A 23129-nucleotide genomic window follows, 5' to 3' on the forward strand; every position below is an offset into this window, starting at 1 on the left:
GTCGAGCATGGCATTCGATGGCTTGCCTGGTTTCTGGCTAAAATCGCAAAAACCCGGGGCTGGCTTGGCATCGCACAGCACCTTGCTTTTGTTTGCACCTACCTTTTTTTCATCCGCTAAATAGCCAAGTCATTTTCCTGTCGGGAATTCTGGTGGAAATGGGCGCACGATGCGCCCATTCCCAATTTCAAAGCGGCATTTCATTCGATTGCACATGCCTGCCACAGAACATCATTTGATTGCCACGATCTCTCAGTTGTCCAAAGCAACTGACTTGGCGGCGGTGCGTGGTTTGTTGATGCAAATAGCCCACATGCTCCCTGTCGATCGACTGGATCTGATGGTCGAGTACTGGGCGGTTTCCGGTGAGGCCCGGCGTTTGTGGTTTTCAAACGTCGATGATGGGCGTTCAAGCGTGGTCAATGTGCCAGACATCGACTTCATCTTCGGCGCTGGATCCCGGCAGGAACTGACGCAGGCCGAGCCCTCGGAATCGGCCCGCCTGGGCCCCTCCACCGACTTCCAGACCTTCGACCTTCCTGAGGGGGTGCGTGTCAAGACACGGCAGGTCATGGAGTTTCCTGCGGGCGTCGGCCTGCCGCATCGGTTGGTCCTGTCGCTGACGCAGGAGGATGGCTCGGCGTCGACCGAGGCGGCGTTGACCAATGCGTCGCGCCTGATTCTGGCGGCCAGTCGAATTTCTCTGATGCGCATTTTCAAGGCGGCACTGGAGCATGTCAAAGACCAGACGCTGACCCCGCGCGAACTTGAATGCCTGAAATGGGCTGCTCTGGGTAAAACCGGGGCCGACACAGCCAAAATCTTGACGGTGTCCGAAGCCACGGTGGCGTTTCACCTCAAAAACGCCATTTCTAAAATGCATGCGGCGTCCAAGGCGCATGCCGTCGCTCTGGCGCTGTCGCGCGGTTGGATCGATTTACGGGGCTTCCATTGAAAATGCCTGATCAAACCGTCTACTGATTCAAGCGGGGTGCCGATGGCTCATATTTGATGACGGAATGGATGATTTTCGTCATAAGTGATCTGATGCGGGTGAGCTTGGCAGCACCGATCTGGCCGGGTCATCGGTGAAGGGCTTGTGCAGTCGTGTGTGAAAGCGGTCTCCGTGACGCTCTCTTGACTCAGTGCCTTACCACCGCAAAGCGCCGCAATCCGGGCCTGATGCCGTGCGTGCGCCCGATTGATTGAGGGTCAGCGTACAACGCAGGCCGTTCAGGGCTGTTGCCGTCAGGGTATAGGCCTGCGGGGTGGATTGCAGGGAAAAGCGAAAGGCCGGCCCCGGCGCTACGCCCACAGGGGGGGTGGTCCGGTCGGTGCTCAGGTCCGGAAAGTCCATCAGCACATGACTGGGGTACCGTTGCGTCTGTTGGTAACCACGCTCCAACACCTCACTGAGGGCGACCAGGTATTGGGCAGACATTTCGACACGGCTGCGCGGGGTCTGGGCGTGCAGCGTCGGCAAGGCAACCACCAAGAGCATGCCCGTGATGGCCAGTGCCAACAGCCCCTCAATCAAGGTAAACACATTCAACCCTTTCAGTCCGGCTCAAAAGGGGGGATAGACACAGCACGTGGATGAACATTCTTGGTGATGGGATCGGGTAACGGCGGTTGACTTGGGGGGCATGCAAGCGCCTGAACGGTGAGGCGAACCGATTCTTGACGAACTGGGGATGGTCGCAACTATCACTTTCGATAGTGGATGTCTGGCGAAGATGCGCTAAAACTGACCCAAGGCTTGATCTGCTTGATCTGGGGCATGGAGGCAGATGTCCCCCGCAAAAGCTGATGAAGCTCGACACGCAGGCCTTCAACCATCAATTTTGATAGTTGCGTACTGGTGCTTCTGCCTGTGACACTTATTTGATAAGCGGTTCGAATGAGCGCCAAAAGGGGCGGCATCGGTGCCAATCAAAAAAAGGGTAGGAATGTCATGAAATCAGTGGGCCTAGAAGTCAAGTTCCTGGATTCGGTCATGTCGGAGGAAGATGACGCCGAGGTGATCAGCCGCCTGGACGACAGCTTTCACCGCGGAGACCGTCGCGCAGAGTCTTTTGTCGCAGAGCACTTTGTGACCAGCGAAATCAACCAGTACGACTCGGATCTGATGACGGTTGAGCCCCAACCCGTGGGCGGGTGGGAGATGGCCAAGCCGCCGTCTGAGAGGTCTTACAACCGACGAAAGGTCAATCGCAGGCGAGCACGCGCTCCCGTGGCGGCCCCCCAGCCTTGGTGGAGACGCGTGTTTGCCTGGTGGCCTGGTCAGCGCCAGGCCTGACCCATCTGAGGGCCGCATCGGGGGCGGCCAAGGCCTTCAGCTAAAATCCCGCCTCTTGCCGCCCCGGCCAAGGTTCATGTCGTTCACGCCCGGGGCCATGTAGAGGAACACCATGTTCAAAACCTCGTTGCCGCACGCTGTGCGGCTGCCTGTCGTTTTCCGTCGCCCGCCTTCCGAAGTTCTCCCTGTTCAGCTTCTCTCCCAGCACGCATGCGCCAAGGGGGCCGCATGAGCTATGCCGTGAAGGAAATTTTCTACACCTTGCAAGGTGAAGGCCTGCGCGCTGGCCGGCCCGCGGTGTTCTGCCGCTTTGCGGGCTGCAACCTGTGGAGCGGGCGTGAAGCCGACCGCGCCACGGCCGTGTGCCGTTTCTGCGATACCGACTTTGTGGGCACTGATGGCACCTTGGGCGGCAAGTTCGCCGATGCCCAGGCCCTGGCCACGCTGATCGCGGCCCAATGGCCCGAAGGGCAGGGCCACCGCTATGTGGTGCTGACCGGGGGCGAGCCCCTGCTGCAGGTCGATGAGGCCCTGACCCAGGCCTTGCACGCTGAAGGCTTTGAGATCGCGGTGGAAACCAATGGCAGCCTGCCCGCCCCGCCGGCCATCGACTGGATCTGCGTCAGCCCCAAGGCCGGCGCACCCTTGGTGCAGCGCAGCGGCCACGAGCTCAAGCTGGTCTACCCGCAGCCCGGCCTCGACCCGGCCGAGCTGCAGGCGCTGGACTTCGAGCATTTTCTGCTGCAGCCCATGGACAACCCCGAGCAGCGCGCCAACACCCGCGCCTGCATCGCCTACTGCCAGGCCCAGCCCCGCTGGCGCCTGTCGGTGCAAACCCACAAAGTTCTGGACATCCGATGAGCCCCACCCCTGCAAGCCCTGCCACCCCCTTCCCACGCACGGGCGCGGTGTTCGAGTTGTCGCAGCGCTTTTTCTTTGACGCGGCCCACACCCTGCAACGCCAGATCGAGGCCGAAGGCAGCCGCCGCATCCATGGCCACACCTACCACGCCGAGGTGCATGTGAGCGGCGCCCCCGACCCGGCCACCGGCATGGTGGTGGATCTGGGCTTGGTGCGGGCCGAGATCGCCCGCCTGCGCGAGCAACTCGACCACCACTTTCTTGACGAGGTGCCCGGTCTGGGCCCTGCCACGCTGGAAAACCTGTGCCTGTTCATCGGCCGCCAACTTGCCCCGGTGCTGCCCCAGCTCAGCGCCATCACGGTGGAGCGCCAGGCGGTGGGTGACCGTTGCACCCTGCGCTGGGCAGCCGCCTGATCAGCTGGCCGGCCGCCACACCGGCGAATCGGCGATACGCACCTTGCGCGGAATGATCTGGGCCTGGCTGAAGGCATCGGCAATGCGCTGCTGCTCGGCCAGGGCTTCGGCGTCGGGTGGCTGCACCTGGTAGCTGCGGCGCTGGTTGGCCACCTCGACGGTGGCCGCGTCCAGACCGATCACCGGGGCATGCCATTCGGCCGCCTGATTGGGGTTGTGCTTGATCCAGTTGCCGGCGCGCTGCAGCTCGCCATACACCAGCCCCAGCACATCGGGGCGGCGCTGGGCGTAGGGTGTGGCCGCCAGGTAGAAGCGCCGGTAGGCCGACAGCCGGGTGCCGTCGACCAGGATGCGGGCGCCCGACTGGCGCTGCACGGCCGCCAGGAAGGGGTCCCAGATCACCCAGGCTGCCACCTTGCCGGTCTCGAAGGCGGCGCGGGCGTCGGCCGGGCTGAGGTAGGCCGGCTCGATGTCCTGGATGCTCAGGCCGTTGCGCGCCAGCGCCTCCAGCAGCAGGTAATGGGCCCCTGCGCCTTTGGCAAAGGCCACCTTCTGGCCCTTGAGCTGGGCCACGCTGGTCACGGGCGAGTCCTTGCGCACCACGATGGCCTGGGCCTGGGGCGAGGGGGTCTCGATCGCGTAGTAGGTCAGCTGTGCGCCGGCGGCCAGTGCAAACGCCGGCACGGCATCGGCCACGTCGGCACTCAGGTCGATGGCGCCCACATTCAAGGCCTCCAGCAGGGGCAGGCCCGAGTTGAACTCATGCCATTGCACGCTCACATTCCAGGGCGCCAGTGCCTTCTCCAACACGCCCTTGGACTTCAGGTAGATCATCAGGGTGGATGACTTCTGGTAGCCGATGCGCAGGCGATCGGCTTCAGCGGCCTGCAAAGGGTTCAGCAACAAGGCGCCGGGCAAGGCCAGGCCAGCCTGCAAGAGGCGGCGTCGGGTCGGGGTGTCGGTCATGGGCAAAGAGGCGTGTGGGCGGTGGGGGCAGGCTGTGGCAGAGGTTCTGCCACGCTGGCTTGTGAGGCTAGCCTAGCCGCCTGGGGGCCTCCTGCATGCGCCCATTTCGCCATTGCAAGCGCGCTGCGCGCATAAGCGCAGCGCGCCTGGCCCGGCCTGCGTCACTGTTGCGCCGGTCCGGCGTGGGTCCAGCGCCCGATCAGGGTGCGGGCCAGGGTGTCGAGGGCAAAGCCCAGCGCGCCGATCACGACGATGGCGGCCGTCAGCTCCTGGTAGGCCAGGCGATCGCGGGCATCGAGAATGAAGTAGCCCAGGCCTGACGAGACCCCCAGCATCTCGGCCGGCACCAACACGATCCAGGCCACCCCCAGGGCCAGGCGAAAGCCCGTGAGCACATGGGCCAGGATGCCCGGCAGCACCACGCGGCTGATCAGCTCCCAGCGGGTGGCCGAGAGGCTGGCAGCCAGTTGCAGCCAGTGCCGGTCGAGGGCGGCCACACCGGCGGCGGTGTTCAGCACAATGGGCCAGACCCCGGCGAACACCAGCAAAAACACCACCGCGCCATTGCCCAGGCCCAGCGCCATCACGGCCAGCGGCATCCACGACAGGGGCGACACCATGCGCAGAAACTGGAACAGCGTGCCCGTGATGCGGGCAAAGCGGGGCGAGAGCCCACTCAGCAGGCCCAGCGGCAGCCCGATCAGCAAAGCGCCCGCCAAGGCCATGCCGATGCGCTGCAGGCTGGTGCCGATGTGGCCCCAGAAGCTGGCCTCGCCCAGAAGGGCCACCAGGGTGCTCAGGCCGGCCTGCGGCGAAAACGCCTGGTTGATGGCCTCGACATCCGACAGATGGCCAGCCCCGACTTGCCACAGCACGCCCGCCCCGGCAAAGCCCAGCAAGGGCCAGCCCAAGCGCGTCAACCAGGCCTTCATGCGCCCAGCATCTCACGGCGGGTGAAGTCGGCACTCAGGCCGAAGGCGGGCAGGCCGCCCACGCTTTGCAGCGCCTGGCGCACAAAGCGGTCGTCCACCAGGTCGCGGGCCACAAAGCTGGGGTCGAGCGCCTGCAGGAAGCGGGTGTCGCCTTCCACCGTGGTCTCGCGCAGCGAGCGCACCAGCTGCTCGGTGTACGACGGATAGGGGTAGGGCTGAAAGTCGATGCGGCGCTGGTTCCAGCCCTTGTTCTTGACGATGCCGGCCTTCTCGTACTCGCTGTAGTCGGTGGCCGCCAGCACTTTGGACAGCACGGGCAGGGCGTGCGGTGTGTACTTGCCCTCGCCGGTGTTGGACAGCAGCTTGGCCGTCTCCAACTGGTTGTTGCGCGTCCAGAGCTGGGCCTTGACCAGGGCGTTGGTCACGCGCTGGGCCCACTCGGGGCGTTCGACCAGATCACGCTCGGCCAGCGTCACCAGGCAGCAGGCGTGGTTCTTCCAGACATCGCCCACAAAGCGCAGCACATGGCCCACCTTGAGGTTCTCGGCCGCGGCATTGAAGGGCTCGGCCACGATGAAGCCCGCCACCGAACGTGCGGCCAGGGCCGACACCATCTCGGCGGGCGGCAGCACCACCAGGTTCACCTGGCCTGGCTTGAGCGCCTCGCCGCGCGGGCGGTTGACGGCGGTCAGGCCATGCTGGCGCAGCAGCTGCTGCAGCACGATGTTGTGGATCGAATACCAGAACGGGATCGCCACCGTCTTGCCCTCGAGCTGGGCCACCGACTGGATATCGTTGGCCACCGTCAGGGCCGAGCCGTTGACGTGGTTCCAGGCCACCACGCGGGCCGGGAACTTGCTCCCGTAGCGCACCCACAGGGTGGTGGGCGACAGCAGGTGCACCACGTTCACCTGCCCCGCAATGAAGGCCTCCACCAGCTGGGCCCACGAGCGGAACAGGCGCGGCGCCTCGGTGCGCAGGCCTTCGGCCTCGAACAGGCGGCGCTGGTGGGCCACCAGCAGCGGGGTGGCATCGGTGATGGGCAGGTAGCCGATGCGCACCGGCTGGTCGTCGCCCTTGAAGGCCTGGGCCCGGGCGTCACCGGCGCTCAACAAGGGGGCGACCACACTGGCGCTGGTCAGCGCGCCCAGGCGCAACAGGTCGCGTCGGGTCATGCCGCAGCCGCAGTCGGCGCTGGCGCACAGGTGCTGGTAGTTCGGGCGTGGGTCGAGGTTCATGGTCAATCAGTGTGGAAGTGGGTGGGCGGGGCGCGTCAGTGCGCGGCCCGCAGGTCTTGCAGGGCGGCCAGGATGTCCAGGCGCAGCCGGGTCAGTTCGGCAGGGTGTTGCAGGCGCGGGCGGCTCAGGCCCACGGCCCATTCGCGCACCAGGCGGGCCGGTTCACCGGGGTGGCCGCCCATCAGCACGATGCGGTCGGCCACCAGCAGGGCCTCGTCGATGTCGTGGGTGACCAGCAAGGCGGCGCTGTGCCAGCGGTGCACCACCTCGACCAGCAGGTCTTGCAACTCGGTGCGGGTGATGGCGTCGACCGCCGAGAAGGGCTCGTCGGCCAGCAGCAGGGCTGGCTCGCGCGCCAGGGCGCGGGCCAGCGCCACGCGCTGCGCCATGCCACCCGACAGCTGGTTGGGGTACAGCCCGCCTTTGCCGGCCAGGCCGACGGCGGCCAGCGCATCGCTGATGCGGCGTTCGCGTTCGGGCCGGCTGGTGGCGGGCTGGTGTTTGAAATCAAGCCCGAAGCCCACATTGGCCTGCACATTCAGCCAGGGCAGCAGGCTGGGCTGCTGGAACACCACCACCGCCCTGGGGTGCGGTTGGGTCAGGGGCTGGCCCATGAACTCGACGCGCCCTTCATGCGGCGGCTCCAGGCCTGCGATGGCGCGCAGCAAGGTGGATTTGCCGCAGCCGCTGCCGCCCAGCAGGCAGACGATTTCACGCGGGGCGATCTGCAAGTCCAGCGGGCCGAACACCGGCACGGGCCGGCCGGGCCAGCGGCGACTCAGGCCCTGGGCGCGGAGGGCGGTTTCGGCGGTGGCGGCACTGGGTTGGACAGCGGTGCTCATGGCGGGTGTCACGCGGTCGCCACGGCGGGTGCCGCCGGTGTGTTCGGTGCGGCCTGGGCACGTTGGCGCGCCAGTTCGGCCTGCAACTGGGTCAGGCTGGGCGTGACCACGGGCACAAAGGCGGCTTCGAGCCAGCGGCGGGCAAAGCCCGGGGCCTGGCCTTGCAGGTAGGCGCGGCCCCCGGTGGCCTGCAGCTCCAGCTGCACGGCGGTCTGCACCAGGCCGGCCAGGGCGATGCGCAGCTCGAACAGGGGCGCGGCCTGGGTGGCGTACTGGCCTGAGGCCACGCCCGCCTGCAGGGCCGCGGTGGCCTGGTTCAGTTCGTGCTCCAGCGCCTGCAAGGGGGCCTGCAAGCTGGTGCGCGGGCCACAGGCCGCGCGGCTGGCGGCCAGGGCCGCACGGGCCAGCCCGATCGACATGCCGCATTGCATGCCCAGGAAGTGAGGGCGGATGCGGCGCAGGTAGTCAGGGCCATGGCGGGCCAACACCTGATCGGCCGGCAAGACCACATCCTGCAGCTTGAGCGCGGCCGTGCGGCTGTCGCGCAAGGCCACCAGACCGAGATCGGGCGTGCGTTGCACGCCGGTGCGCCCGCTTTCGATGGCCACCACGGCCGGGGGCTGGCCCGCGCCCATGTCCACGGCGGCGGCCACCACAAAGCCACGGGGTTGCAAATTGGTCACCCAGGGCAGGCCGCCGTTCAGGCGCAGGCTGCCGGGCTGCTCGGGGTCGGTGTCAGTGTCGGGTTTGGCCTGGATCTGCAACTGCTCGATCTGCGACAGGAACTTCATCGCATTCGACAGCCCGGTGGCACCGGCCAACTCGCCCGTCAGCAAGGCGGGCAGCCAGCGCTCGCGCGGGGCCGGGCTGTCGCTGTTCACCACGTAATCGATGAAGGTGCGCTGGCCCCAGAACACAAAGGCGGCGGTCAGCGAGTGTTCGGCCACCTGGGCGATGGCCTCGATGGCGTCGCCGATGGTGCCATCGGCTCCACCGATGGCGCTGGGCACGCCCAGGCGCAGCAGGCCGGCCTGACCCAGGCGGGGCAGCAGCTCATCGGCCGGGCCTTGGCCCTGGTCGAGCGCATCGGCGTGTTGTTGCAGCCAGTTCAGCAAGGGTTCGGCCAGCAGGCGTTGGGTGCTCATGCGTTCAGGGCTCTGGGTCGGAAGGCTTGCAGCTCGGGGTTGATTGGCGAGCGGCCCAGGTTGTTGGCAAAGTTGCACAGCGTGGCCAGGCTGACCCCCAGGACCACTTCCAGGGCCTGGGCCGGTTCGAAGCCGGCGGCCACGAAGTCGGCCAGGGCGCCATCGCCCACATTGCCACGCGAGGCGATCACCTCGGCGGTGAAACGGGCCACGGCGTCCAGGCGGGTGTTGCCGGTGCTGCCGCCCAGCTGCAGTTGCTGCACGGTGGCCTTGTCCAACTGCGCCTTCTTGAGCGCCACAGCGGTGTGACCGGCCACGCAGAACTCGCAGCCATGCAGGCGCGCGGCGGTGATCTGCACCACCTCGCGCTCGGCCAGGCTCAGGCTGGCGCGGGCGTTCAGGCCCGACACGGTGAAGTAGGTCTCGAGGGCTGCGGGTGCATTGGCCAGCACCCCGATCAGGTTGGGCAGAAAGCCGTTGTTGTTCAGGGCTTGTTGCACCCACGGGCGGCTGGCTTCGGGGGCGGTTTCGAGGGTGTGCAGGGGCAGACGGGTCATGGCTTGAAGGAGGTCGAGAGGGATGAGGGCTGTTATGCCGATACCGAATTGTCTACCGTTTGTTACCTCCATCGTCCCTTCAGGCGTCCAGCTTTGATGCTCAAGCGTCTCGGATGGCGGCCAGCAGGCGGCCCTGGTCGCGCCGTTGGTAGCCGCCGGGGTGTTGGCCCATCACCTTTTTGAAGGCACGCGAAAACGCCGCATACGACTGGTAGCCCACGGCCTGGGCCGTGCGGGCCAGGTTGGCCCCCCGGTCGATCTGGCGCGCTGCCAGTTGCATGCGCAGGCTGGCCAGGAACTGGGCCGGGCTTTGCCCGCAGGCCTGGGTGAACACCCGGAAGAACCGGGCGCGCGACATGTGCACGTGGCGGGCCATGGTGTCGGCCGTCCAGTCCAGCTCGGGCTGGCGCATCAGGGCGTCGAGCAGAGGCAGCAGGGCGGGTTCGCTGACCAGCGACCACAGGCCCTGGGCCGCCTGGCTGCGCGCATGCTGGCGCAGCACCTGGAAGAAGATCAGCTCGATCAGCCGCCGTGCCACCGGCGAGTCGCCCTGCAGCGCCGGGTGGGGCGCCTGGTGGGCCTCGGCCAGCAGCAGGGTGAACAAGGCATCGAGCTGGTTGGCGGGGGCACTGTCGGCGCGCACCACCAGTTGGGCCGGCAGGGTGCCGAGCAACAACTGGCTGTAGGCGCCCTTGAATTCAAAAAAGCCGCAGGCCAGGCCGGTACCGGCTTCGGTCGCATCGCGCAGGCTCTGCATGGCGGGCGAGGGCTGACGGGGGGTGTCCGGCGTGGGGTTGGGTGACAGGTGGTGGGCCTGGTCCTGCAGCAGAAACACCCCGTCGCGGGGCCCCAGGTGCAAGCTGGGCAGGCCGGGCCGGTGCAGGTGGCAGTGGCCGTGCAGCACCAGGTGAAAGCTGGCCCGCTGGTGGCCTGCGGTGGAGGCCGTCCAGGGCCCGCAGTACTGGCCCACATGCAGATCGAAACCCTGCCACTCCAGGCCGCTGAGCAATTGCTCCACGCTTTGGTCCAGCATGGACGTGCCGGTGCGTGTGACGGGGGCGTGAGGGGCAGTGTGGGGCATGGGGCGCGTGCGCCGAGGCGCAGGCCAGAAGCTATTCCTGGCTGCTGCGCGGGCGGCATGCCCGCGATTGTCAGCAGCCCAGGCTGCCTGCGTTGTTCAAAAAACGCATAAGCAAGCACGAAAAATGGCCCGACCCATGTCCAGGCCCCATCGCCCGCTCTTTACAGGTCGTGGTTGTAGGCCAGCATGAAGCCCGCCGTGCCCAACAGGTTGATCTGGATCGCATCGCGGTTGCCCAGGCGGTAGCCCAGTGCCGGGATCAGGCCCGGCGAAAAGCCGTGGTAGTTGAGCGGCACCTTGTCGTTGTAAGGCGGCAGGTAGCCATAGATCACGCCCACGCTGAGCTTGGCGTAGAGGGCCGGGTGCGCTGCCCAGGGCTCCCACTGCCAGCCCCGGTAGGCATAGGCGGCGGGCTGGCCAAAGGAATTGCGGAACAGGCTCACGCCCGTGAAGCTGCCCTCGGGCCCAGAGCGCTCCAGGCCGGCCAGGTAGACGTGGCGGTGGGCGGGGTCGTCGTGCCAGTGCTGGGTGAAGGGCGATAGGCTCAGCGTCCACTGGCCGGGCTGCACTCTGGCGGCTGGTGCAGGTTCGGCGGCGGGTTGGCCGGATTGAGCGGCGGCCGTGCCCGCGAGGGTGAGCGCCCAGGCCACGGTGCAGGCCCAGATTTGAGCCCGCAGGCGACAGGTTGTTGGAAGTGAGACAGACATGGCCGGGGCCCGCAAGCTTGCGGGCAGCAAAGAAAAAAGCCCCTGAAAAGGGGCTGGTCGAGTGTATCGGTGGCCTGGGCTCCTTCGGGTCCGGCAGGCGGCCACCCTGGCAATGCGACGGTAAAGTTCTGTGAGAAGTCGGTGAACTTGTAGCATCAATCGAGGGTGACGTCTGCCTCTTTGACCACTTTGGCCCAACGCGGCAGCTCCTTGCGGATCAGGGCGGCGAGGGGCTCGGGCCCGATCTTCAGGGGCTCGCAGCCGATGCCGGCCAGTTTCTCGCGCACATCGGGCGCGTCCAGCACCTGGCCGATGGCGGCCTGCAACTGGGCCACGATGGCCTTGGGCGTGCCAGCCGGTGCAAAGACCCCGTACCAAGGGGTGTAGCCCAGGTTTTTCACGGTCTCACCCACGGTGGGCACCTCGGGCAGGGCGGCAATGCGTTTTTCGTTGACCACGGCCAGCACCTTGAGTTTGCCGCCCTTGATGAAGGCGATCGACGAGGGCAGGCTTTGCACCGAGACCTGCACCGTGCCCCCCACCAGATCGGTTACCGCCGCCGAAGCGCCCTTGTAGGGCACATGGGTCATGTCGATGCCGGCGGCCTTGCCCAGCATTTCGCCGAACAGGTGGTTGACGGTGCCATTGCCCGCCGAGGCGATGTTGATCTTGCCGGGCGCGGCCTTGGCGGCCGTGATCAGCTCGGCGATGTTGTTGGGCGCGAAATGGTTGTTGGCCACCACCACATAGCCCGACGAGGCCACGGTACCCACGGGTTCGAAGTCTTTCAAGGGGTCAAAGCCGGTGGACTTGTACAGCGCCGGGTTGATCACGTAGGCGCTGTCGGCCGTCAGCAGCAAGGTGTAACCATCGGGCTTGGCCCGGGCGGTGGCCGCGGTGCCGATATTGCCCCCGGCGCCGGGGCGGTTGTCGACAATGAACTGCTGGCCCAGTGTCTCCGACAGTTTCTGCGCCACGATGCGGGCGATCGCGTCGTTGGCCCCGCCAGCCACCTGAGGCACGACCAGGGTCACGGGCTTGCTGGGGTACTTGCTGTCTTGCGCCAGGGCTGGTGCGCTGGCGGCCGCCAGGGCGAGCAGGGTCAGTGCAGTTCTGCGGGGGATGGGCACGGAGTGTTTCCTTCTGAGGGGGCTGGCCGAGATTCTAGCCAGCATGCCAGGCGACGCCTGAACACAAAAATAGGCCGCCAGAAAGAGACTTCTGGCGGCCATCAGGAAGGTCCGGTCTGTGGGCCGGACATAGCTCACCCCCGCGAGCCATTCGGTGCTGAAGAGGTGAAACCCGGTTGGCTGGTCCGTGGGGTTCAACTCATCGTTGCTTGGGTTCTACTGTCGCATCAAGCTGGGCTTGCGTGAACGAAGGAGCTTGCATAACGATAGTCAGAGATCACTCGCATCACCCCCCGGGCGCGCCCGGCATGATCAGGAAGCCCATGATCAGAAACAGGGCGCTGACCAGCAGCACCGCAATGCCCAGGGCCTGAGCCAGGTCGAGCCAGAGGCTGGCGTCGTCATGGCTGAGGGCGGGTTCGTCGTGCAGGGGCAAGTGGGGTGCCGTCACGGCGTGGAGGGTCTGGGTCATGGTCGTGGTCTGTGATGGGGCTGGCAGTGTGGCGGTGGTTTCAAGCCCAGTCGGTCGAGGGCTTTTCCCAGAGGTTGATGCCGCCTTCCACCGCGTGTTGGTCGATCTCGGCCAGTTCGGCCGGGCTCAGCGGGGCGTGGCTCAGGGCGGCCACGTTCTCGCGCACTTGTTCGGCGGTGCTGGCGCCGATCAGGGCCGAGGTGACCCGCGGGTCGCGCAGCGTCCAGCTCAGGGCCAGCTGGGCCAGGCTTTGGCCGCGTCGGCGGGCGATCTCGCGCAGGGCGCGGGCGCGGGCCAGGTTGGCTTCCGAAAGGTGGGCCGCCTTGAGCGACTGCCCGCCCGGGCGGTTGATGCGGGCATTGGCCGGCGTGCCGTCGAGGTACTTGTCGGTCAGCAGGCCTTGGGCCAGCGGCGTGAAGGCGATCACGCCGGCGCCGAGGTCATCGGTGGCGGCCAGCAGGTCTTTCTCGATCCAGCGGTTGAAGAGGTTGTAGGCCGGTTGGTGGATCAGCAGCGGCACCTTCCAGCTTTGCAGCAGGGCGGCGATCTCGCGGGTCTTGCTGGCTGAGTAGGACGACACGCCCACATACAAGGCCTTGCCCTGTTGCACGGCCTGGGCCAGGGCCGAGGCGGTTTCTTCGAGGGGGGTGTGCTGGTCGAAACGGTGCGAGTAGAAGATGTCCACGTAGTCCAGGCCCAGGCGCTGCAGGCTCTGATCCAGGCTCGCCAGCACGTGCTTGCGGCTGCCGCCGCCCTGGCCATAGGGGCCGGGCCACATGTCCCAGCCGGCCTTGCTGGAAATGATCAGCTCGTCGCGGTAGGGTTTGAAATCTTCACGCAACAGGCGGCCGAAGTTGGTCTCGGCGCTGCCATAGGGCGGGCCGTAGTTGTTGGCCAGGTCGAAGTGGTTGATGCCCAGGTCGAAGGCGGTGCGCAGCAACTCGCGCTGGGTGCTCAGCGGCGTGGTGTCGCCGAAGTTGTGCCACAGGCCCAAGGAGAGGGCAGGCAGTTGCAGGCCACTGCGGCCGGTGCGGCGGTAGGGAATGCGGGTGTAGCGATCGGGCTCGGCAAGGTAGCGGGTCATGGGGGTTCTGGGTTGGTGGCGGTCGAACCGCCTGGGTGCCCAATATAGAAAGCCTGGCCTGGGATGGGGCGAATATTTGGGCGCATGGATAGTCGCTGAATGCATGAAGCCCGCAGCGGGACGGGAGTGCCCGAGCGGTCGAACTGGCGCAGTGGCCGGGCACACCGATAACCGCCGGGTATCGCGCCTTGGCCCCCGGCATCTTTTCGGCTGGGGCGGGCTTGTCGAGAATCCGGCCCTCAACTCGGGTCGCCCTGGCAGGTGGCCTGCCCCAGGACCGTCTTCCGAAAGCAGAACATGGCACAGATCATCGGCGCCATCGCCACCTCGCACACCCCCACCATCGGCTTTGCCTTTGACCGCGACAAGCAGCACGACCCGGTGTGGGCCCCCATCTTCGAGGCCTTCAAGCCGGTGCAGCAATGGATCAAAGATCGCCAGCCCGATGTGCTGTTTGTGATCTACAACGACCACGTCACCTCGTTCTTCTTCGACCACTACTCGGCCTTTGCCCTGGGCGTGGGCGAGCGCTATGAGGTGGCCGACGAAGGCGGCGGCGCGCGGGATCTGCCCCCGGTGGGCGGGCATTCGGCCCTGGCCCGCCACGTGGGCCAGTCGCTGGTGGCCGATGAGTTCGACATGTCGTTCTTCCAGGACAAGCCGCTGGACCACGGCTGCTTCTCCCCCCTGTCGATGCTGTGCCCGCACGAGCCGGCCTGGCCGGTGCAGATCGTGCCCTTGCAGGTGGGGGTGCTGCAGTTCCCGGTGCCCTCGGCCCGGCGTTGTTACAAGCTGGGCCAGGCCCTGCGCCGAGCCATTGAAAGCTACCCGGAGGACCTGAAGGTGGCGGTGGTGGCCACGGGCGGCTTGTCGCACCAGGTGCATGGTGAGCGGGCCGGCTTCAACAACCCGGCCTGGGACCAGCGCTTTCTGGACCTGATCGAGCAAGACCCGGAACGCCTGGCCGGCATGACGCAGGCCGAGTTTGCCAGCCTGGGCGGCCTGGAGGGGGCTGAGGTCATCATGTGGCTGATCATGCGCGGCGCCTTGTCGGCCCATGTGCGCAAGATTCACCAGAGCTACTACCTGCCCTCGATGACGGGCATTGCCACCGCCATCTATGAAAACCAGGCCTCACCCGGCCCGGTGGCCGGCGAGGTGGAGCGGCATCGCGCCCACATGGCCAAGGAGCTGGCTGGGGCCGACGGTCTGACGGGCACCTACCCCTTTGACCTGGCGCGCAGCGTCAAGGCTTACCGTCTGAACCGCTTTCTGCACGAGCTGATCGTGCCGGCACACCGCCAGGCCTTCATGGCTGACCCCGAGGCGGCCTTTGAGCAGGCCGGCCTGACCGACGAGGAGCGCACGCTGGTGCGCGAGCGCCATTGGCGCGGCCTGATCCATTACGGCGTGATCTTCTTCATGCTGGAGAAGCTGGGCGCGGTGATCGGGGTGTCCAACCTGCACATCTATGCCGCCATGCGGGGCGAGTCGCTTGAAGACTTCCAGAAAACGCGCAACGCCCCCGGCGCCCTGTACTCGGTGGCCGGCCAGGACAGCAAGACGCTGAGCTGGAACACCTGAGCCCGGCCGATTCAAGCCTGAACAAGAACACGGAGACTTCATGCGCCCGCTCAGCCCCCCGAGGTCATGGGGCGAGCGATGCGCCGTCCAGCAGATCAATCGAACGGAACACCCGCTGCAGCATGCCGTCGGATGAGTCCTGGCATTGGCGCACCTGGGCCATCAGGTGGTGCAGAAAGCGCTCGGCCGGGGCGCTCAAGGGGGCCTGGCGGCGCCGCAGCACGCCGATCTCGCGGGGGGCGAAGCGGGTGTCCAGGTTCAGCGGCACCAGCAGGCCGTGGGCGCCCTCGCATTCGATCAAGGGCCAGGGCAGCAGGGTGAGCATGTCGGTGCTGGCCACCAGCTTGAGCATCAGGGCGGCCGACTGGGCCAGGTGGATGCGCCCGTGCGGTACCGGCAGGCCATGCTGCTCGAACAGGGTGTGGAACATCGCTGCTTCTTCTTGCGGGGCGTAGTTCAGCAGCCAGCGGGCCTCGCGCAGGGCCTGCATCGAGCGGGCCTGGGCCAGCGGGTGGCCGGCGCGGGCGCCCACGGTCACCTCGTAGCGGAACAAGGGCGTGACATGCAGATCGTAGGCGGCACCGGGCTCGGGCAGGCGGCCCAGCAGCAGGTCGAGGGCGCCCTCGCGCAAGCGGGGCAGCGACACGGCAGAAAGCCCATCGAACAGCTCCAGCCGCACCTGGGGCTGGTCCTGGGTGAAGGCTTGCACCACCCCGGGCAGGATGCTCTGGGCAATCCAGGGCGTGACGCCCACGCTCAGGCGCTGCACGCTGCCGGCCTGGCGCAGGCTGGCCATCTCGGCCTCGGCGTGGTCCAGTTGATCGGCGATCAGGCGGGCATGGCGCAGCAGGGCGGCGCCGGCTTCGGTCAGGGCGAGGCCCGAGCTCTGGCGCACGAACAAGGGCATCTGCTGGCCCTCTTCGAGTTCACGCAGGGCCTGGGTGAGGGTGGCCTGGGTGAGGCCCAGGGAGCGCGCCGCGGCGCGGATGCTGCCTTGGCTGGCAACGGCAATCAGGTAGCGGATTTGGTGCAGTTTCACGGCGAAGACCTCGGCGCAGGGCAGCAGGGATTGTGCCTGGGCCAGCCGTTCAGCCGACAGATATGGCCTTTCACAGCAGGTCAGACCTGTCTTATGGCGACTGGAGCGGGTTTCTAGACTGCGACCTTTCCCCTCCCGGCTCCGGCCTGAACAGAAAACCCCCATGAGCACTGTCCCCACTCTCGCAGCGTCGGCTGCAGCCGACCCTGTCGCCCCCGGCATCCGTGCCATCGAGTCCGAGATGGTGGCCTTGCGCCACCACCTGCATGCCCACCCCGAGTTGGCTTTTGAAGAACTGGCCACCAGCGATCTGGTGGCCGAGCGCCTGGACGAGTGGGGCTATGAGGTGCACCGTGGCCTGGGCGGCACCGGGGTGGTGGGCACCCTGCGCCGAGGCGCTGGCGGGCGCCGCCTGGGCTTGCGGGCCGACATGGACGCGCTGCCGATCAACGAGAACACGGGGCTGCCCTATGCCAGCCGCCATGCCGGCAAGATGCACGCCTGCGGCCATGACGGCCACACGGCCACGCTGCTGGCGGCGGCGCGCCACATGGCCGCAGAGGGCGTGTTCGACGGCACGCTGAACCTGATCTTCCAACCGGCCGAAGAGGGCCTGGGGGGCGGGCGCCGCATGATCGAAGACGGCCTGTTCGAGCTGTTTCCGTGTGATGCGATCTTTGCGCTGCACAACATGCCGGGCTTTCCGGTGGGGCAGTTCGGCTTCAAGGCGGGCTCGTTCATGGCCTCGTCCGACACCGTGCTGATCACCGTGAAGGGGCAGGGCGGCCATGGTTCGGCGCCCCATCAGTCGCGCGACCCGGTGGTGGCGGCGGCCACCCTGATCCTGGCCTTGCAGACCGTGGTGGCGCGCAATGTGGACCCGCGTGACATGGCGGTGGTGAGCGTGGGCGCCATCCATGCGGGCGATGCCCCGAACGTGATCCCCGAATCGGTCGCGCTCAAGCTGTCGGTGCGGGCCTACCGGCCCGAGGTGCGGGCGCAACTGCGCGAGCGCATCACCGAGCTGGCCCAGGCCCAGGCGGCGGCCCTGGGCTGCGTGGCCGAGGTGGATTACCACTGGCGCTACCCGGCCCTGGTGAACGACCCGGCCAGCACTGAGTTCGCCCGCCAGGTGGCGCTGGACTGGCTGGGCCCGCAGGGCGTGATGGAGAACGTGCAGGCGCTGACGGGCAGCGAAGATTTCTCTTTCATGCTGGAGCGTTGCCCGGGCAGCTACTTCATCGTGGGCAACGGGGTGGGGGATCACCACGGCAGCGGTGGCTGCATGGTGCACAACCCGGGCTACGACTTCAACGACGCGATCTTGCCGCTGGCGGCCACCTACTGGGTGCGCCTGGCCGAGCGCTTTTTGGCCACCGCAGCCTGAGTCTGCTCTGTACCAGAGGCACCACCATGACCATGAATTCGCCCATCTCCCTGAATCGCCGCACGCTGGGCCGCCTGCTGGCCGGCAGCCTGCTGGCCCCCGGACTGTCGGCGCTGGCCCAGCCGGCCTACCCGGACAAACCCATCAAGATCGTGATCGGCTACCCGCCTGGGGGTTCGGTCGACTATGTCGGCCGCCTGGTGGGCGAGGCCCTGGGGCAACGCCTGAAAACCCCGGTGGTGATCGACAACCAGGGCGGCGCCGCAGGTGCTATCGCCGCCCAGCGCGTGGTCAGCAGTCCGGCCGACGGTTACACCCTGTTGGTGGGCTCCAGCAACGAGCTGGTGGCCACCCGCCTGGTCAACCCCGCCCAGCGTTACGACGCCCAGAAGGACATGACCCCGTTGGGCCTGATCGCCACCGCGCCGGTGCTGCTGGTGGCCGGGCCGCGTGCTGCGGTCAAGACGCTGCCTGAGCTGATCGAGTTGGCGCGGCGCAAGCCTGGCCAGCTCAGCTATGGCAGCTCGGGCGTGGGCTCGACGCTGCACTTTGCCGGCGAGTTGCTCAAGCAGCGTGCGGGCATTTTCATGACCCACATCCCTTACCGGGGCGTGGCCTCGCTGACCAGCGATCTGGCCGGTGGCAATCTGGACCTGGCCATGCTGTCGGTGCCGGCGGCGCTGCCGTTTCTGCAAAGCGGCCGCATCACGGCCCTGGCCTGCACCGGGGCGCAGCGCCTGGCGGCCCTGCCCAAGGTGCCCACGGTGGGCGAGGTGCCGGCCTTGAAGGGTTATGAGCTCAGCGGCTGGTTTGCGCTGATGGGCCCGGCCCACCTGCCGCCAGCCATCGCCCAGCGGTTGAGCCAGGCCCTGCAAGAGGTGCTGCAAGACCCGGCGGTGCGCCGCAAGCTGGAGGATGGCGGCAATGTGACGGCCACTGGCCGCGAAGACCTGGCCGCGCTGATGGCCCGCGAGACCCGGCAGTACGCGGGGCTGGTGGACTACGCCCACATGCGGGATTGAGGCGCCAGCACCGGTGGTGGTCTGCCGCGCTCAATCGGCGCTGATGTGGCGCTCGGCCGCGATCTTCTTGTAGACCGCGTTCTCGAGCGCGATCTCCTGGCCGAATTCATCCGGGCGGTTGCCCACCACCTGCGAGCCGGTGTCTTCGATCTGGCGGCGCACCTCGGGGGCCGCCAGGGCTTTTTGCACGGCGGCGTGCACCCGCTTGACGATCTCGGGCGGCAGGCCCTTGGGGCCCACCAGGCCATAGAAGGCCGTGCGGTTCACTTCGTCGAGCTTGAGCTCGGCAAACGTGGGCACCTGGGGCAATTGGGGCAGTCGCTTGGGGGCGGCCACGGCCAGGGCGGTCAGTCGGCCGCTCTTGATGAAGGGCAGGGCAGAGGGCAGGTTGTCGAACACGATGGGGATCTGCCCGGCAATCGCGTCGTTGAGCGCCGGGCCCGAGCCCCGGTAAGGCACGTGGGTGAGCGTGAGGCCGCTCTTGCTGGCCATCAGCTCCATCAACAGGTGGCCGATCGAGCCGGTGCCGGCCGTGCCGTAGCTGTACCGGTTCGGGTTCTTTTTGACCTCTTCGACAAAGCTGGCAAAGTTCTGCGCCTTGAAGCCGGGGCTGACCACCAGCACGTTGGGGGTGGCCGCGATGTTGGTGATGGGCGTGAAATCGGTCAGCGGGTTGTAGGGCAGGCGCGGGTTGATGGCCGGATTGGTGGCGGTGGTGGACACCGTGGCCACGCCCAGGGTGTAGCCGTCGGGCAGGGCGCGGGCGGCCTCATGGGCCCCGATGGAGCCGCCGCCGCCGCCTTTGTTGTCGATCACCAGGGGCTGGCCCAGGGCTTCGCCCGTGCGCTGCGAGATGGCGCGGGCCACCAGGTCGGTGGTGCCGCCAGGGGCAAAGGGCACGATCAGGCGCACGGGCTTGCTGGGGTAGGGCTCGGCTGCGAAGGCGGGGGCGGCCAGCAGCAAGGCAGCGAGCAAGGTGGTGCTGGTGCGTCGAGTCACTGTGTCGGAAGTGGTGTGGGAGGTAGTGTGGGAAGGGGGCATGATTCAGGTCTCCGTGATTGTTGAATGGGGGGCAGGCTGGCTCAGCGGTTGAGGATCAGCGTTTGTGGTTCAGCGTTTGCGGACCAGGGTGTGCGGGCCCAGCTCGCTCAGCTGGTTCACGCCCAGCATGGCCAGGTTGCGGTCCACCTCGTCGCGCAGCAGGCCGATGGCGTGGCGCACGCCCGCCTCGCCCGCCACGGCCGCGGCGTAGTTGAAGGGCCGGCCCACCAGCACCATGCGTGCGCCCAGGGCCAGGGCCTTGAGCACGTCGGAGCCGCGGCGAAAGCCGCCATCGATCAGCACCGGGTAGTCGGGCCCCAGGGCCTGGACCACGGCCTCCAGCACCCGCATGGCCGAGGCCGCGCCGTCGAGTTGGCGCCCGCCGTGGTTGGACAGGATGACGCCATCGGCGCCCGCATCGCGCGCCGCCAGGGCATCGGCCACGCTGAGCACGCCCTTGACCACCAGGCGGCCGGGCCAGCGCTGGCGGATGCTTTGCAGGTGCTGCCAGCTGAGGTGGTCACGCGCCGAAAAGTCGCGCAGCACTGTGGACGACACGATGGGTGCCCCGCGGGTGGCAAACGAGTTCTCGAAATGCGGCATGCCATGGCGCAGCAGGGTGCGGGCGAAGGTGCCCAGCACCCAGCCCGGGCGCAGCGCGCCATCGAGCGCCAGGCGCAGGCTGGGGCGCAGTGGGGTGGAGAAGCCGGTGCGGATGTTGTTCTCGCGGTTGGCGGAGATGGGGATGTCGACCGTGATCACCAGGGTGTCGAAGCCGGCACGGCTCACCCGGTCGATCAGTGCATCGATGCGGGCCTGATCGCCCGGCAGGTAGGCCTGGAACCAGGTGCCAGGGCAGGCCTGGGCCACGGTCTCCATGGGGATCAGCGAGGTGCCGCTCATGATCGAGGCAATGCCCTCGGCCTGGGCCGCCCGGGCCAGCACCACATCGCCGCGGTAGGTGGACAGGGCATTGATGCCCATGGGGGCGATCGCAAACGGCGAGCGGTAGCGCTTGCCCCACAGGTCCACGGCCTGGCTGCGCTGTGACACGTCGCGCAGCACCCGGGTGACAAAGGCGTACTCGTCGAACACCGCGCGGTTGTCGTGCAAGGAGGCGTTGTCTTCGGCCGCGCCAGCGATGTAGCCAAAGATGGGGCGGGGCAGGCGCCGGCGGGCCGCGGCCTCGAAATCCTGCAAGGACAGCATGCGGCGCAGAACCCGCGGCGGCGTGACAGATGGGATCGAGGATGCAGCGCTGGCTGGGGCGGCTGGGCTGATGGGGGCAGGCGTGGCGTTCATGGGGGCCTTCTGAACAAAGGAATGAAGCGCACTGTAGGAGCCCCTCTTGGCGAAAGAAAGCGATATATTCAGAAGAAGTTTGTTCACCAAATTGAAAATAGATGGCCACACCTTCCGTCAAACAACTGGAGGCCTTCTGGTGGGCCGCCACCTGCAGCAACTTCAGCACCGCCGCCGAACGCCTGCATTTGTCGGTGTCCTCGCTGTCCAAGCGCATCAGTGAGCTGGAGGGGGTGTTGGGCCAGGCGCTGTTCGATCGCAGCGGTCACAAGGCCGTGTTGACCGAGGCGGGGCGGCGCCTGCTGCCGGCGGCTTTGGGGGTGCTCAATGCCGTCGCGGATCTGGGGCGCAGCCTGGCAGAGGCCGGCTCGCTGTCAGGCCACTGCCGTTTTGGCGTGGGCGACTTGTCGGCCCTGACCTGGCTGCCCGCGCTGGTGGCGGCCACCCGGCGGCAGCACCCCGGCCTCACGCTGGAAGCCTGTGTGGATGTGGGCGGTGTGCTGGAGCACCGCTTGGCCGAAGGCGAGTTGGATTTTGCGGTGATCGCGGGGCGTTCGTCACGCAGCGCCCTGGTGTCCCAATCGGTGGGGGCGGCGCGTTTTGCCTGGGCGGTGGCCCCTCATCTGGTCGGCGCGCAAGAGTCGTCGGTGGTGGCGTCGGCGTCGGTGGCGGGCTTGTTGCAGCGCCACCCCTTGATCACCTTGCCACCCCAGGCCGGCACGACGCGGCTGCTGGACGACTGGCTGTTGGCCCAGGGCCTGGGCGACCGGCAGGAGCGCATCCTGTGCAACAGCTGGGCCGCGGTGGCCGGCATGTTGCGCGAGGGCGTGGGGGTGGGCTTTCTGCCCGAGGGCTGGATTGAGGGCCTGGGCCTGCTGCGCCTGCAGGCGCAGCCCGAGTTGGCGGCCTTGCAATATGCGTTTCAGTGGCGGCGGGGCGACGCGCGCAGCCTGGTGCCCGCCATGCAGGGCTTGGTGAGCGCGGTGATTGACTTCTCTTTGCTGCCCTGCATTGCGGGCCAGGCCCGCCCGCCAGCTTGATGCGGCGCGCTCAGCGCAGCGCCAGGTTCAGCTGGTCGACCAGTTCGGCCCAATCTGCATCCTGCAAGCGTTGTTCGCGCAGAAAAGTGGCCTGAGATGGGGTCCAGAACGGGGCATCGGCCAACTCCAGGTCATCGGCCAGCGGTGCATGCAGGCCAATGAAGGTCGCGATGGCGTGGGGATCGGACGGCAGGCCCAGTTGGGCGAACAGATCGGTGAAGCGGTGAAACAGTTCGTTGTGGATGGGGCTGTTCATGGTGCGGATCCTGGCGTGCCTTCGGAGGCCATGGCCCGGTTGTCGGGCAGGCCTGTGTTGTTGGGTGTGGGGGCGCCTGCGGTACTGCGGCGGGGGGCGATATCTTGGCGGCGGATCATCTCACGGATGAAAGCGTTGAAATTGTCGGCCGTTTGGCGTTTCAGCGCCGAGTTGCCCAAAAACGAAGGCAAGGGGCGGGCAGGCTCGAAAGCCACGTGGTAGTGCAGTTGCACGCCGCCTTCGCGCGGGCGCAGTTCCGTGCTGCTGTCCAGGCGCTTCGCATCACCCGACACACCGTGGGTGGTGATCAGGCGCTGGGGTGAGAGGCTGACATCGCGCACGTTCTCGTAGTCGAAGTGCAGCAGACCGGCGCGTGTGCTGCCGCGCTGGTGCACCCGCAGCGTGTTGCCCTGCCGGGTGGAGACCTCACTGAGCTCCAGCCCGGGCAGGAACTGGCTCATGTGCTCGTAGTCGGTCAGCACGGCCCAGGCCTGGGCGGGTGTGACGGGGGCCAGGGTGTCCAGGCTGATCTCGATCAGCTCGCTGCCGAACACCACGGTGACGTCGTCGGGCTTGATGTCGCGGAATTCGGCCTGGGCCCAGGCGCTCCCGCCGGCCAGCAGGCCGATGACGAGGCAGGCCACGGCCAGGCAGCCAGATGCAGCTTGGCGCGAGGGCAGACCAGGGGTTGGAGGGTGGGGCATGGAGGCTGGAGCGGGTCGAGGCAA

General features: G+C 67.3%; 25 protein-coding genes. 8 read left to right on the top strand and 17 right to left on the bottom strand.

Features of this window, described 5'->3' with window-relative positions; translation table 11 throughout:
- The first annotated feature begins 214 nt into the window (after positions 1-214).
- Positions 215-955 (top strand): helix-turn-helix transcriptional regulator, encoded by a 741-nt coding sequence (locus tag F624_RS35655; RefSeq protein WP_031253949.1) that lies wholly within the window; start codon positions 215-217, stop codon positions 953-955.
- 195 nt (positions 956-1150) lie between these two features.
- Here F624_RS35655 and F624_RS0103520 read toward each other — a convergent pair whose 3' ends face one another.
- Positions 1151-1522, bottom strand: coding sequence for a type IV pilin protein (locus F624_RS0103520; protein ID WP_157443288.1), 372 nt, complete (start codon positions 1520-1522; stop codon positions 1151-1153).
- Between the two features lie 474 nt (positions 1523-1996).
- Here F624_RS0103520 and F624_RS0103525 point away from each other — a divergent pair, with 474 nt between their 5' ends.
- From F624_RS0103525 to F624_RS0103535, 3 genes are all read left to right on the top strand, one after another.
- Positions 1997-2299 (top strand): hypothetical protein, encoded by a 303-nt coding sequence (locus tag F624_RS0103525; RefSeq protein ID WP_157443289.1) that lies wholly within the window; start codon positions 1997-1999, stop codon positions 2297-2299.
- A gap of 228 nt (positions 2300-2527) precedes the next feature.
- Positions 2528-3160 (top strand): 7-carboxy-7-deazaguanine synthase, encoded by a 633-nt coding sequence (gene queE / locus F624_RS0103530; protein ID WP_031253952.1) that lies wholly within the window; start codon positions 2528-2530, stop codon positions 3158-3160.
- Positions 3157-3576 (top strand): 6-pyruvoyl trahydropterin synthase family protein, encoded by a 420-nt coding sequence (locus F624_RS0103535; RefSeq protein ID WP_019572883.1) that lies wholly within the window; start codon positions 3157-3159, stop codon positions 3574-3576. Before queE ends, F624_RS0103535 begins: the two co-directional genes overlap by 4 nt.
- On the opposite strand, the gene F624_RS0103540 is transcribed toward F624_RS0103535, so the two are convergent.
- From F624_RS0103540 to mgrA, 11 genes are all read right to left on the bottom strand, one after another.
- Positions 3577-4542 carry an aliphatic sulfonate ABC transporter substrate-binding protein gene (locus tag F624_RS0103540; protein ID WP_019572884.1) on the bottom strand — a complete coding sequence of 322 codons (966 nt, stop codon included), beginning with the start codon at positions 4540-4542 and terminating at the stop codon, positions 3577-3579.
- Positions 4543-4703: 161 nt separating this feature from the next.
- Positions 4704-5474: an ABC transporter permease gene (locus tag F624_RS0103545; RefSeq protein ID WP_019572885.1), complete on the bottom strand. Its 771-nt coding sequence runs from the start codon at positions 5472-5474 to the stop codon at positions 4704-4706.
- Positions 5471-6712: an ABC transporter substrate-binding protein gene (locus F624_RS0103550; protein WP_019572886.1), complete on the bottom strand. Its 1242-nt coding sequence runs from the start codon at positions 6710-6712 to the stop codon at positions 5471-5473. Before F624_RS0103550 ends, F624_RS0103545 begins: the two co-directional genes overlap by 4 nt.
- A 35-nt stretch (positions 6713-6747) precedes the next feature.
- A complete protein-coding gene (locus tag F624_RS0103555) occupies positions 6748-7554 on the bottom strand; it encodes an ABC transporter ATP-binding protein (protein WP_019572887.1) in 807 nt (268 codons plus the stop codon).
- 8 nt (positions 7555-7562) lie between these two features.
- Positions 7563-8699, bottom strand: coding sequence for an acyl-CoA dehydrogenase family protein (locus F624_RS0103560; protein ID WP_019572888.1), 1137 nt, complete (start codon positions 8697-8699; stop codon positions 7563-7565).
- A complete protein-coding gene (locus F624_RS0103565; protein WP_019572889.1) occupies positions 8696-9256 on the bottom strand; it encodes a carboxymuconolactone decarboxylase family protein in 561 nt (186 codons plus the stop codon). Before F624_RS0103565 ends, F624_RS0103560 begins: the two co-directional genes overlap by 4 nt.
- 100 nt (positions 9257-9356) lie before the next feature.
- On the bottom strand, positions 9357-10337 hold the full coding sequence (locus tag F624_RS0103570) for an AraC family transcriptional regulator (RefSeq protein WP_245573544.1): 981 nt from the start codon (positions 10335-10337) through the stop codon (positions 9357-9359).
- Between the two features lie 161 nt (positions 10338-10498).
- Positions 10499-11044, bottom strand: coding sequence for an ABC transporter ATP-binding protein (locus F624_RS0103575; protein WP_157443290.1), 546 nt, complete (start codon positions 11042-11044; stop codon positions 10499-10501).
- Positions 11045-11199: 155 nt separating this feature from the next.
- Complete coding sequence (locus tag F624_RS0103580; protein WP_019572892.1) at positions 11200-12174, bottom strand: Bug family tripartite tricarboxylate transporter substrate binding protein; 975 nt, start codon at positions 12172-12174, stop codon at positions 11200-11202.
- Between the two features lie 286 nt (positions 12175-12460).
- Positions 12461-12646 (bottom strand): hypothetical protein, encoded by a 186-nt coding sequence (locus F624_RS0103585; protein ID WP_019572893.1) that lies wholly within the window; start codon positions 12644-12646, stop codon positions 12461-12463.
- 40 nt (positions 12647-12686) lie between these two features.
- On the bottom strand, positions 12687-13730 hold the full coding sequence (gene mgrA / locus F624_RS0103590) for an L-glyceraldehyde 3-phosphate reductase (protein ID WP_019572894.1): 1044 nt from the start codon (positions 13728-13730) through the stop codon (positions 12687-12689).
- Between the two features lie 297 nt (positions 13731-14027).
- Here mgrA and F624_RS0103595 point away from each other — a divergent pair, with 297 nt between their 5' ends.
- Positions 14028-15314 (top strand): gallate dioxygenase, encoded by a 1287-nt coding sequence (locus tag F624_RS0103595; protein WP_019572895.1) that lies wholly within the window; start codon positions 14028-14030, stop codon positions 15312-15314.
- A gap of 64 nt (positions 15315-15378) precedes the next feature.
- On the opposite strand, the gene F624_RS0103600 is transcribed toward F624_RS0103595, so the two are convergent.
- A complete protein-coding gene (locus tag F624_RS0103600) occupies positions 15379-16353 on the bottom strand; it encodes a LysR family transcriptional regulator (RefSeq protein ID WP_019572896.1) in 975 nt (324 codons plus the stop codon).
- A gap of 163 nt (positions 16354-16516) precedes the next feature.
- Here F624_RS0103600 and F624_RS0103605 point away from each other — a divergent pair, with 163 nt between their 5' ends.
- Both F624_RS0103605 and F624_RS0103610 read left to right on the top strand, forming a co-directional pair.
- Entirely contained in the window at positions 16517-17740 is a 1224-nt protein-coding gene (locus tag F624_RS0103605) for a M20 aminoacylase family protein (protein ID WP_019572897.1), read from the top strand.
- A gap of 26 nt (positions 17741-17766) precedes the next feature.
- A complete protein-coding gene (locus tag F624_RS0103610) occupies positions 17767-18762 on the top strand; it encodes a Bug family tripartite tricarboxylate transporter substrate binding protein (RefSeq protein ID WP_019572898.1) in 996 nt (331 codons plus the stop codon).
- A gap of 30 nt (positions 18763-18792) precedes the next feature.
- Here the strand turns inward: F624_RS0103610 and F624_RS0103615 are convergent, their stop codons facing one another.
- Both F624_RS0103615 and F624_RS0103620 read right to left on the bottom strand, forming a co-directional pair.
- A complete protein-coding gene (locus F624_RS0103615; RefSeq protein ID WP_084679392.1) occupies positions 18793-19803 on the bottom strand; it encodes a tripartite tricarboxylate transporter substrate binding protein BugE in 1011 nt (336 codons plus the stop codon).
- 69 nt (positions 19804-19872) lie between these two features.
- Positions 19873-21012, bottom strand: coding sequence for an alpha-hydroxy acid oxidase (locus tag F624_RS0103620; protein ID WP_420536244.1), 1140 nt, complete (start codon positions 21010-21012; stop codon positions 19873-19875).
- A gap of 194 nt (positions 21013-21206) precedes the next feature.
- On the opposite strand from F624_RS0103620, the gene F624_RS0103625 reads away from it, so the two are divergent.
- Positions 21207-22145: a LysR family transcriptional regulator gene (locus tag F624_RS0103625; RefSeq protein WP_019572901.1), complete on the top strand. Its 939-nt coding sequence runs from the start codon at positions 21207-21209 to the stop codon at positions 22143-22145.
- Positions 22146-22155: 10 nt separating this feature from the next.
- Here the strand turns inward: F624_RS0103625 and F624_RS0103630 are convergent, their stop codons facing one another.
- Both F624_RS0103630 and F624_RS33225 read right to left on the bottom strand, forming a co-directional pair.
- Complete coding sequence (locus F624_RS0103630; protein ID WP_019572902.1) at positions 22156-22401, bottom strand: DUF2789 domain-containing protein; 246 nt, start codon at positions 22399-22401, stop codon at positions 22156-22158.
- Positions 22398-23105, bottom strand: coding sequence for an SRPBCC family protein (locus F624_RS33225; RefSeq protein ID WP_019572903.1), 708 nt, complete (start codon positions 23103-23105; stop codon positions 22398-22400). The genes F624_RS0103630 and F624_RS33225 overlap by 4 nt, the downstream gene beginning before the upstream one ends.
- Positions 23106-23129: the final 24 nt, after the last annotated feature.

The organism is Curvibacter lanceolatus ATCC 14669 (genome assembly GCF_000381265.1).
In the GTDB taxonomy this organism is placed as follows: Bacteria; Pseudomonadota; Gammaproteobacteria; order Burkholderiales; family Burkholderiaceae_C; genus Curvibacter; species Curvibacter lanceolatus.

Excerpts from the sequence above, each read along its gene's own strand:
- F624_RS0103565 (WP_019572889.1), bottom strand. The coding sequence starts at position 9,256 with ATGACCCGTCTGCCCCTGCACACCCTCGAAACCGCCCCCGAAGCCAGC.
- F624_RS35655 (WP_031253949.1), top strand. The coding sequence starts at position 215 with ATGCCTGCCACAGAACATCATTTGATTGCCACGATCTCTCAGTTGTCC.
- F624_RS0103625 (WP_019572901.1), top strand. The coding sequence starts at position 21,207 with ATGGCCACACCTTCCGTCAAACAACTGGAGGCCTTCTGGTGGGCCGCC.
- F624_RS0103610 (WP_019572898.1), top strand. The coding sequence starts at position 17,767 with ATGACCATGAATTCGCCCATCTCCCTGAATCGCCGCACGCTGGGCCGC.
- F624_RS0103570 (WP_245573544.1), bottom strand. The coding sequence starts at position 10,337 with ATGCCCCACACTGCCCCTCACGCCCCCGTCACACGCACCGGCACGTCC.
- F624_RS0103595 (WP_019572895.1), top strand. The coding sequence starts at position 14,028 with ATGGCACAGATCATCGGCGCCATCGCCACCTCGCACACCCCCACCATC.
- F624_RS0103550 (WP_019572886.1), bottom strand. The coding sequence starts at position 6,712 with ATGAACCTCGACCCACGCCCGAACTACCAGCACCTGTGCGCCAGCGCC.
- F624_RS0103630 (WP_019572902.1), bottom strand. The coding sequence starts at position 22,401 with ATGAACAGCCCCATCCACAACGAACTGTTTCACCGCTTCACCGATCTG.
- F624_RS0103575 (WP_157443290.1), bottom strand. The coding sequence starts at position 11,044 with ATGTCTGTCTCACTTCCAACAACCTGTCGCCTGCGGGCTCAAATCTGG.
- F624_RS0103555 (WP_019572887.1), bottom strand. The coding sequence starts at position 7,554 with ATGAGCACCGCTGTCCAACCCAGTGCCGCCACCGCCGAAACCGCCCTC.
- F624_RS0103620 (WP_420536244.1), bottom strand. The coding sequence starts at position 21,012 with ATGCTGTCCTTGCAGGATTTCGAGGCCGCGGCCCGCCGGCGCCTGCCC.
- F624_RS0103525 (WP_157443289.1), top strand. The coding sequence starts at position 1,997 with ATGTCGGAGGAAGATGACGCCGAGGTGATCAGCCGCCTGGACGACAGC.
- F624_RS0103535 (WP_019572883.1), top strand. The coding sequence starts at position 3,157 with ATGAGCCCCACCCCTGCAAGCCCTGCCACCCCCTTCCCACGCACGGGC.
- F624_RS33225 (WP_019572903.1), bottom strand. The coding sequence starts at position 23,105 with ATGCCCCACCCTCCAACCCCTGGTCTGCCCTCGCGCCAAGCTGCATCT.
- F624_RS0103585 (WP_019572893.1), bottom strand. The coding sequence starts at position 12,646 with ATGACCCAGACCCTCCACGCCGTGACGGCACCCCACTTGCCCCTGCAC.
- queE (WP_031253952.1), top strand. The coding sequence starts at position 2,528 with ATGAGCTATGCCGTGAAGGAAATTTTCTACACCTTGCAAGGTGAAGGC.
- mgrA (WP_019572894.1), bottom strand. The coding sequence starts at position 13,730 with ATGACCCGCTACCTTGCCGAGCCCGATCGCTACACCCGCATTCCCTAC.
- F624_RS0103615 (WP_084679392.1), bottom strand. The coding sequence starts at position 19,803 with ATGCCCCCTTCCCACACTACCTCCCACACCACTTCCGACACAGTGACT.
- F624_RS0103560 (WP_019572888.1), bottom strand. The coding sequence starts at position 8,699 with ATGAGCACCCAACGCCTGCTGGCCGAACCCTTGCTGAACTGGCTGCAA.
- F624_RS0103545 (WP_019572885.1), bottom strand. The coding sequence starts at position 5,474 with ATGAAGGCCTGGTTGACGCGCTTGGGCTGGCCCTTGCTGGGCTTTGCC.
- F624_RS0103540 (WP_019572884.1), bottom strand. The coding sequence starts at position 4,542 with ATGACCGACACCCCGACCCGACGCCGCCTCTTGCAGGCTGGCCTGGCC.
- F624_RS0103605 (WP_019572897.1), top strand. The coding sequence starts at position 16,517 with ATGAGCACTGTCCCCACTCTCGCAGCGTCGGCTGCAGCCGACCCTGTC.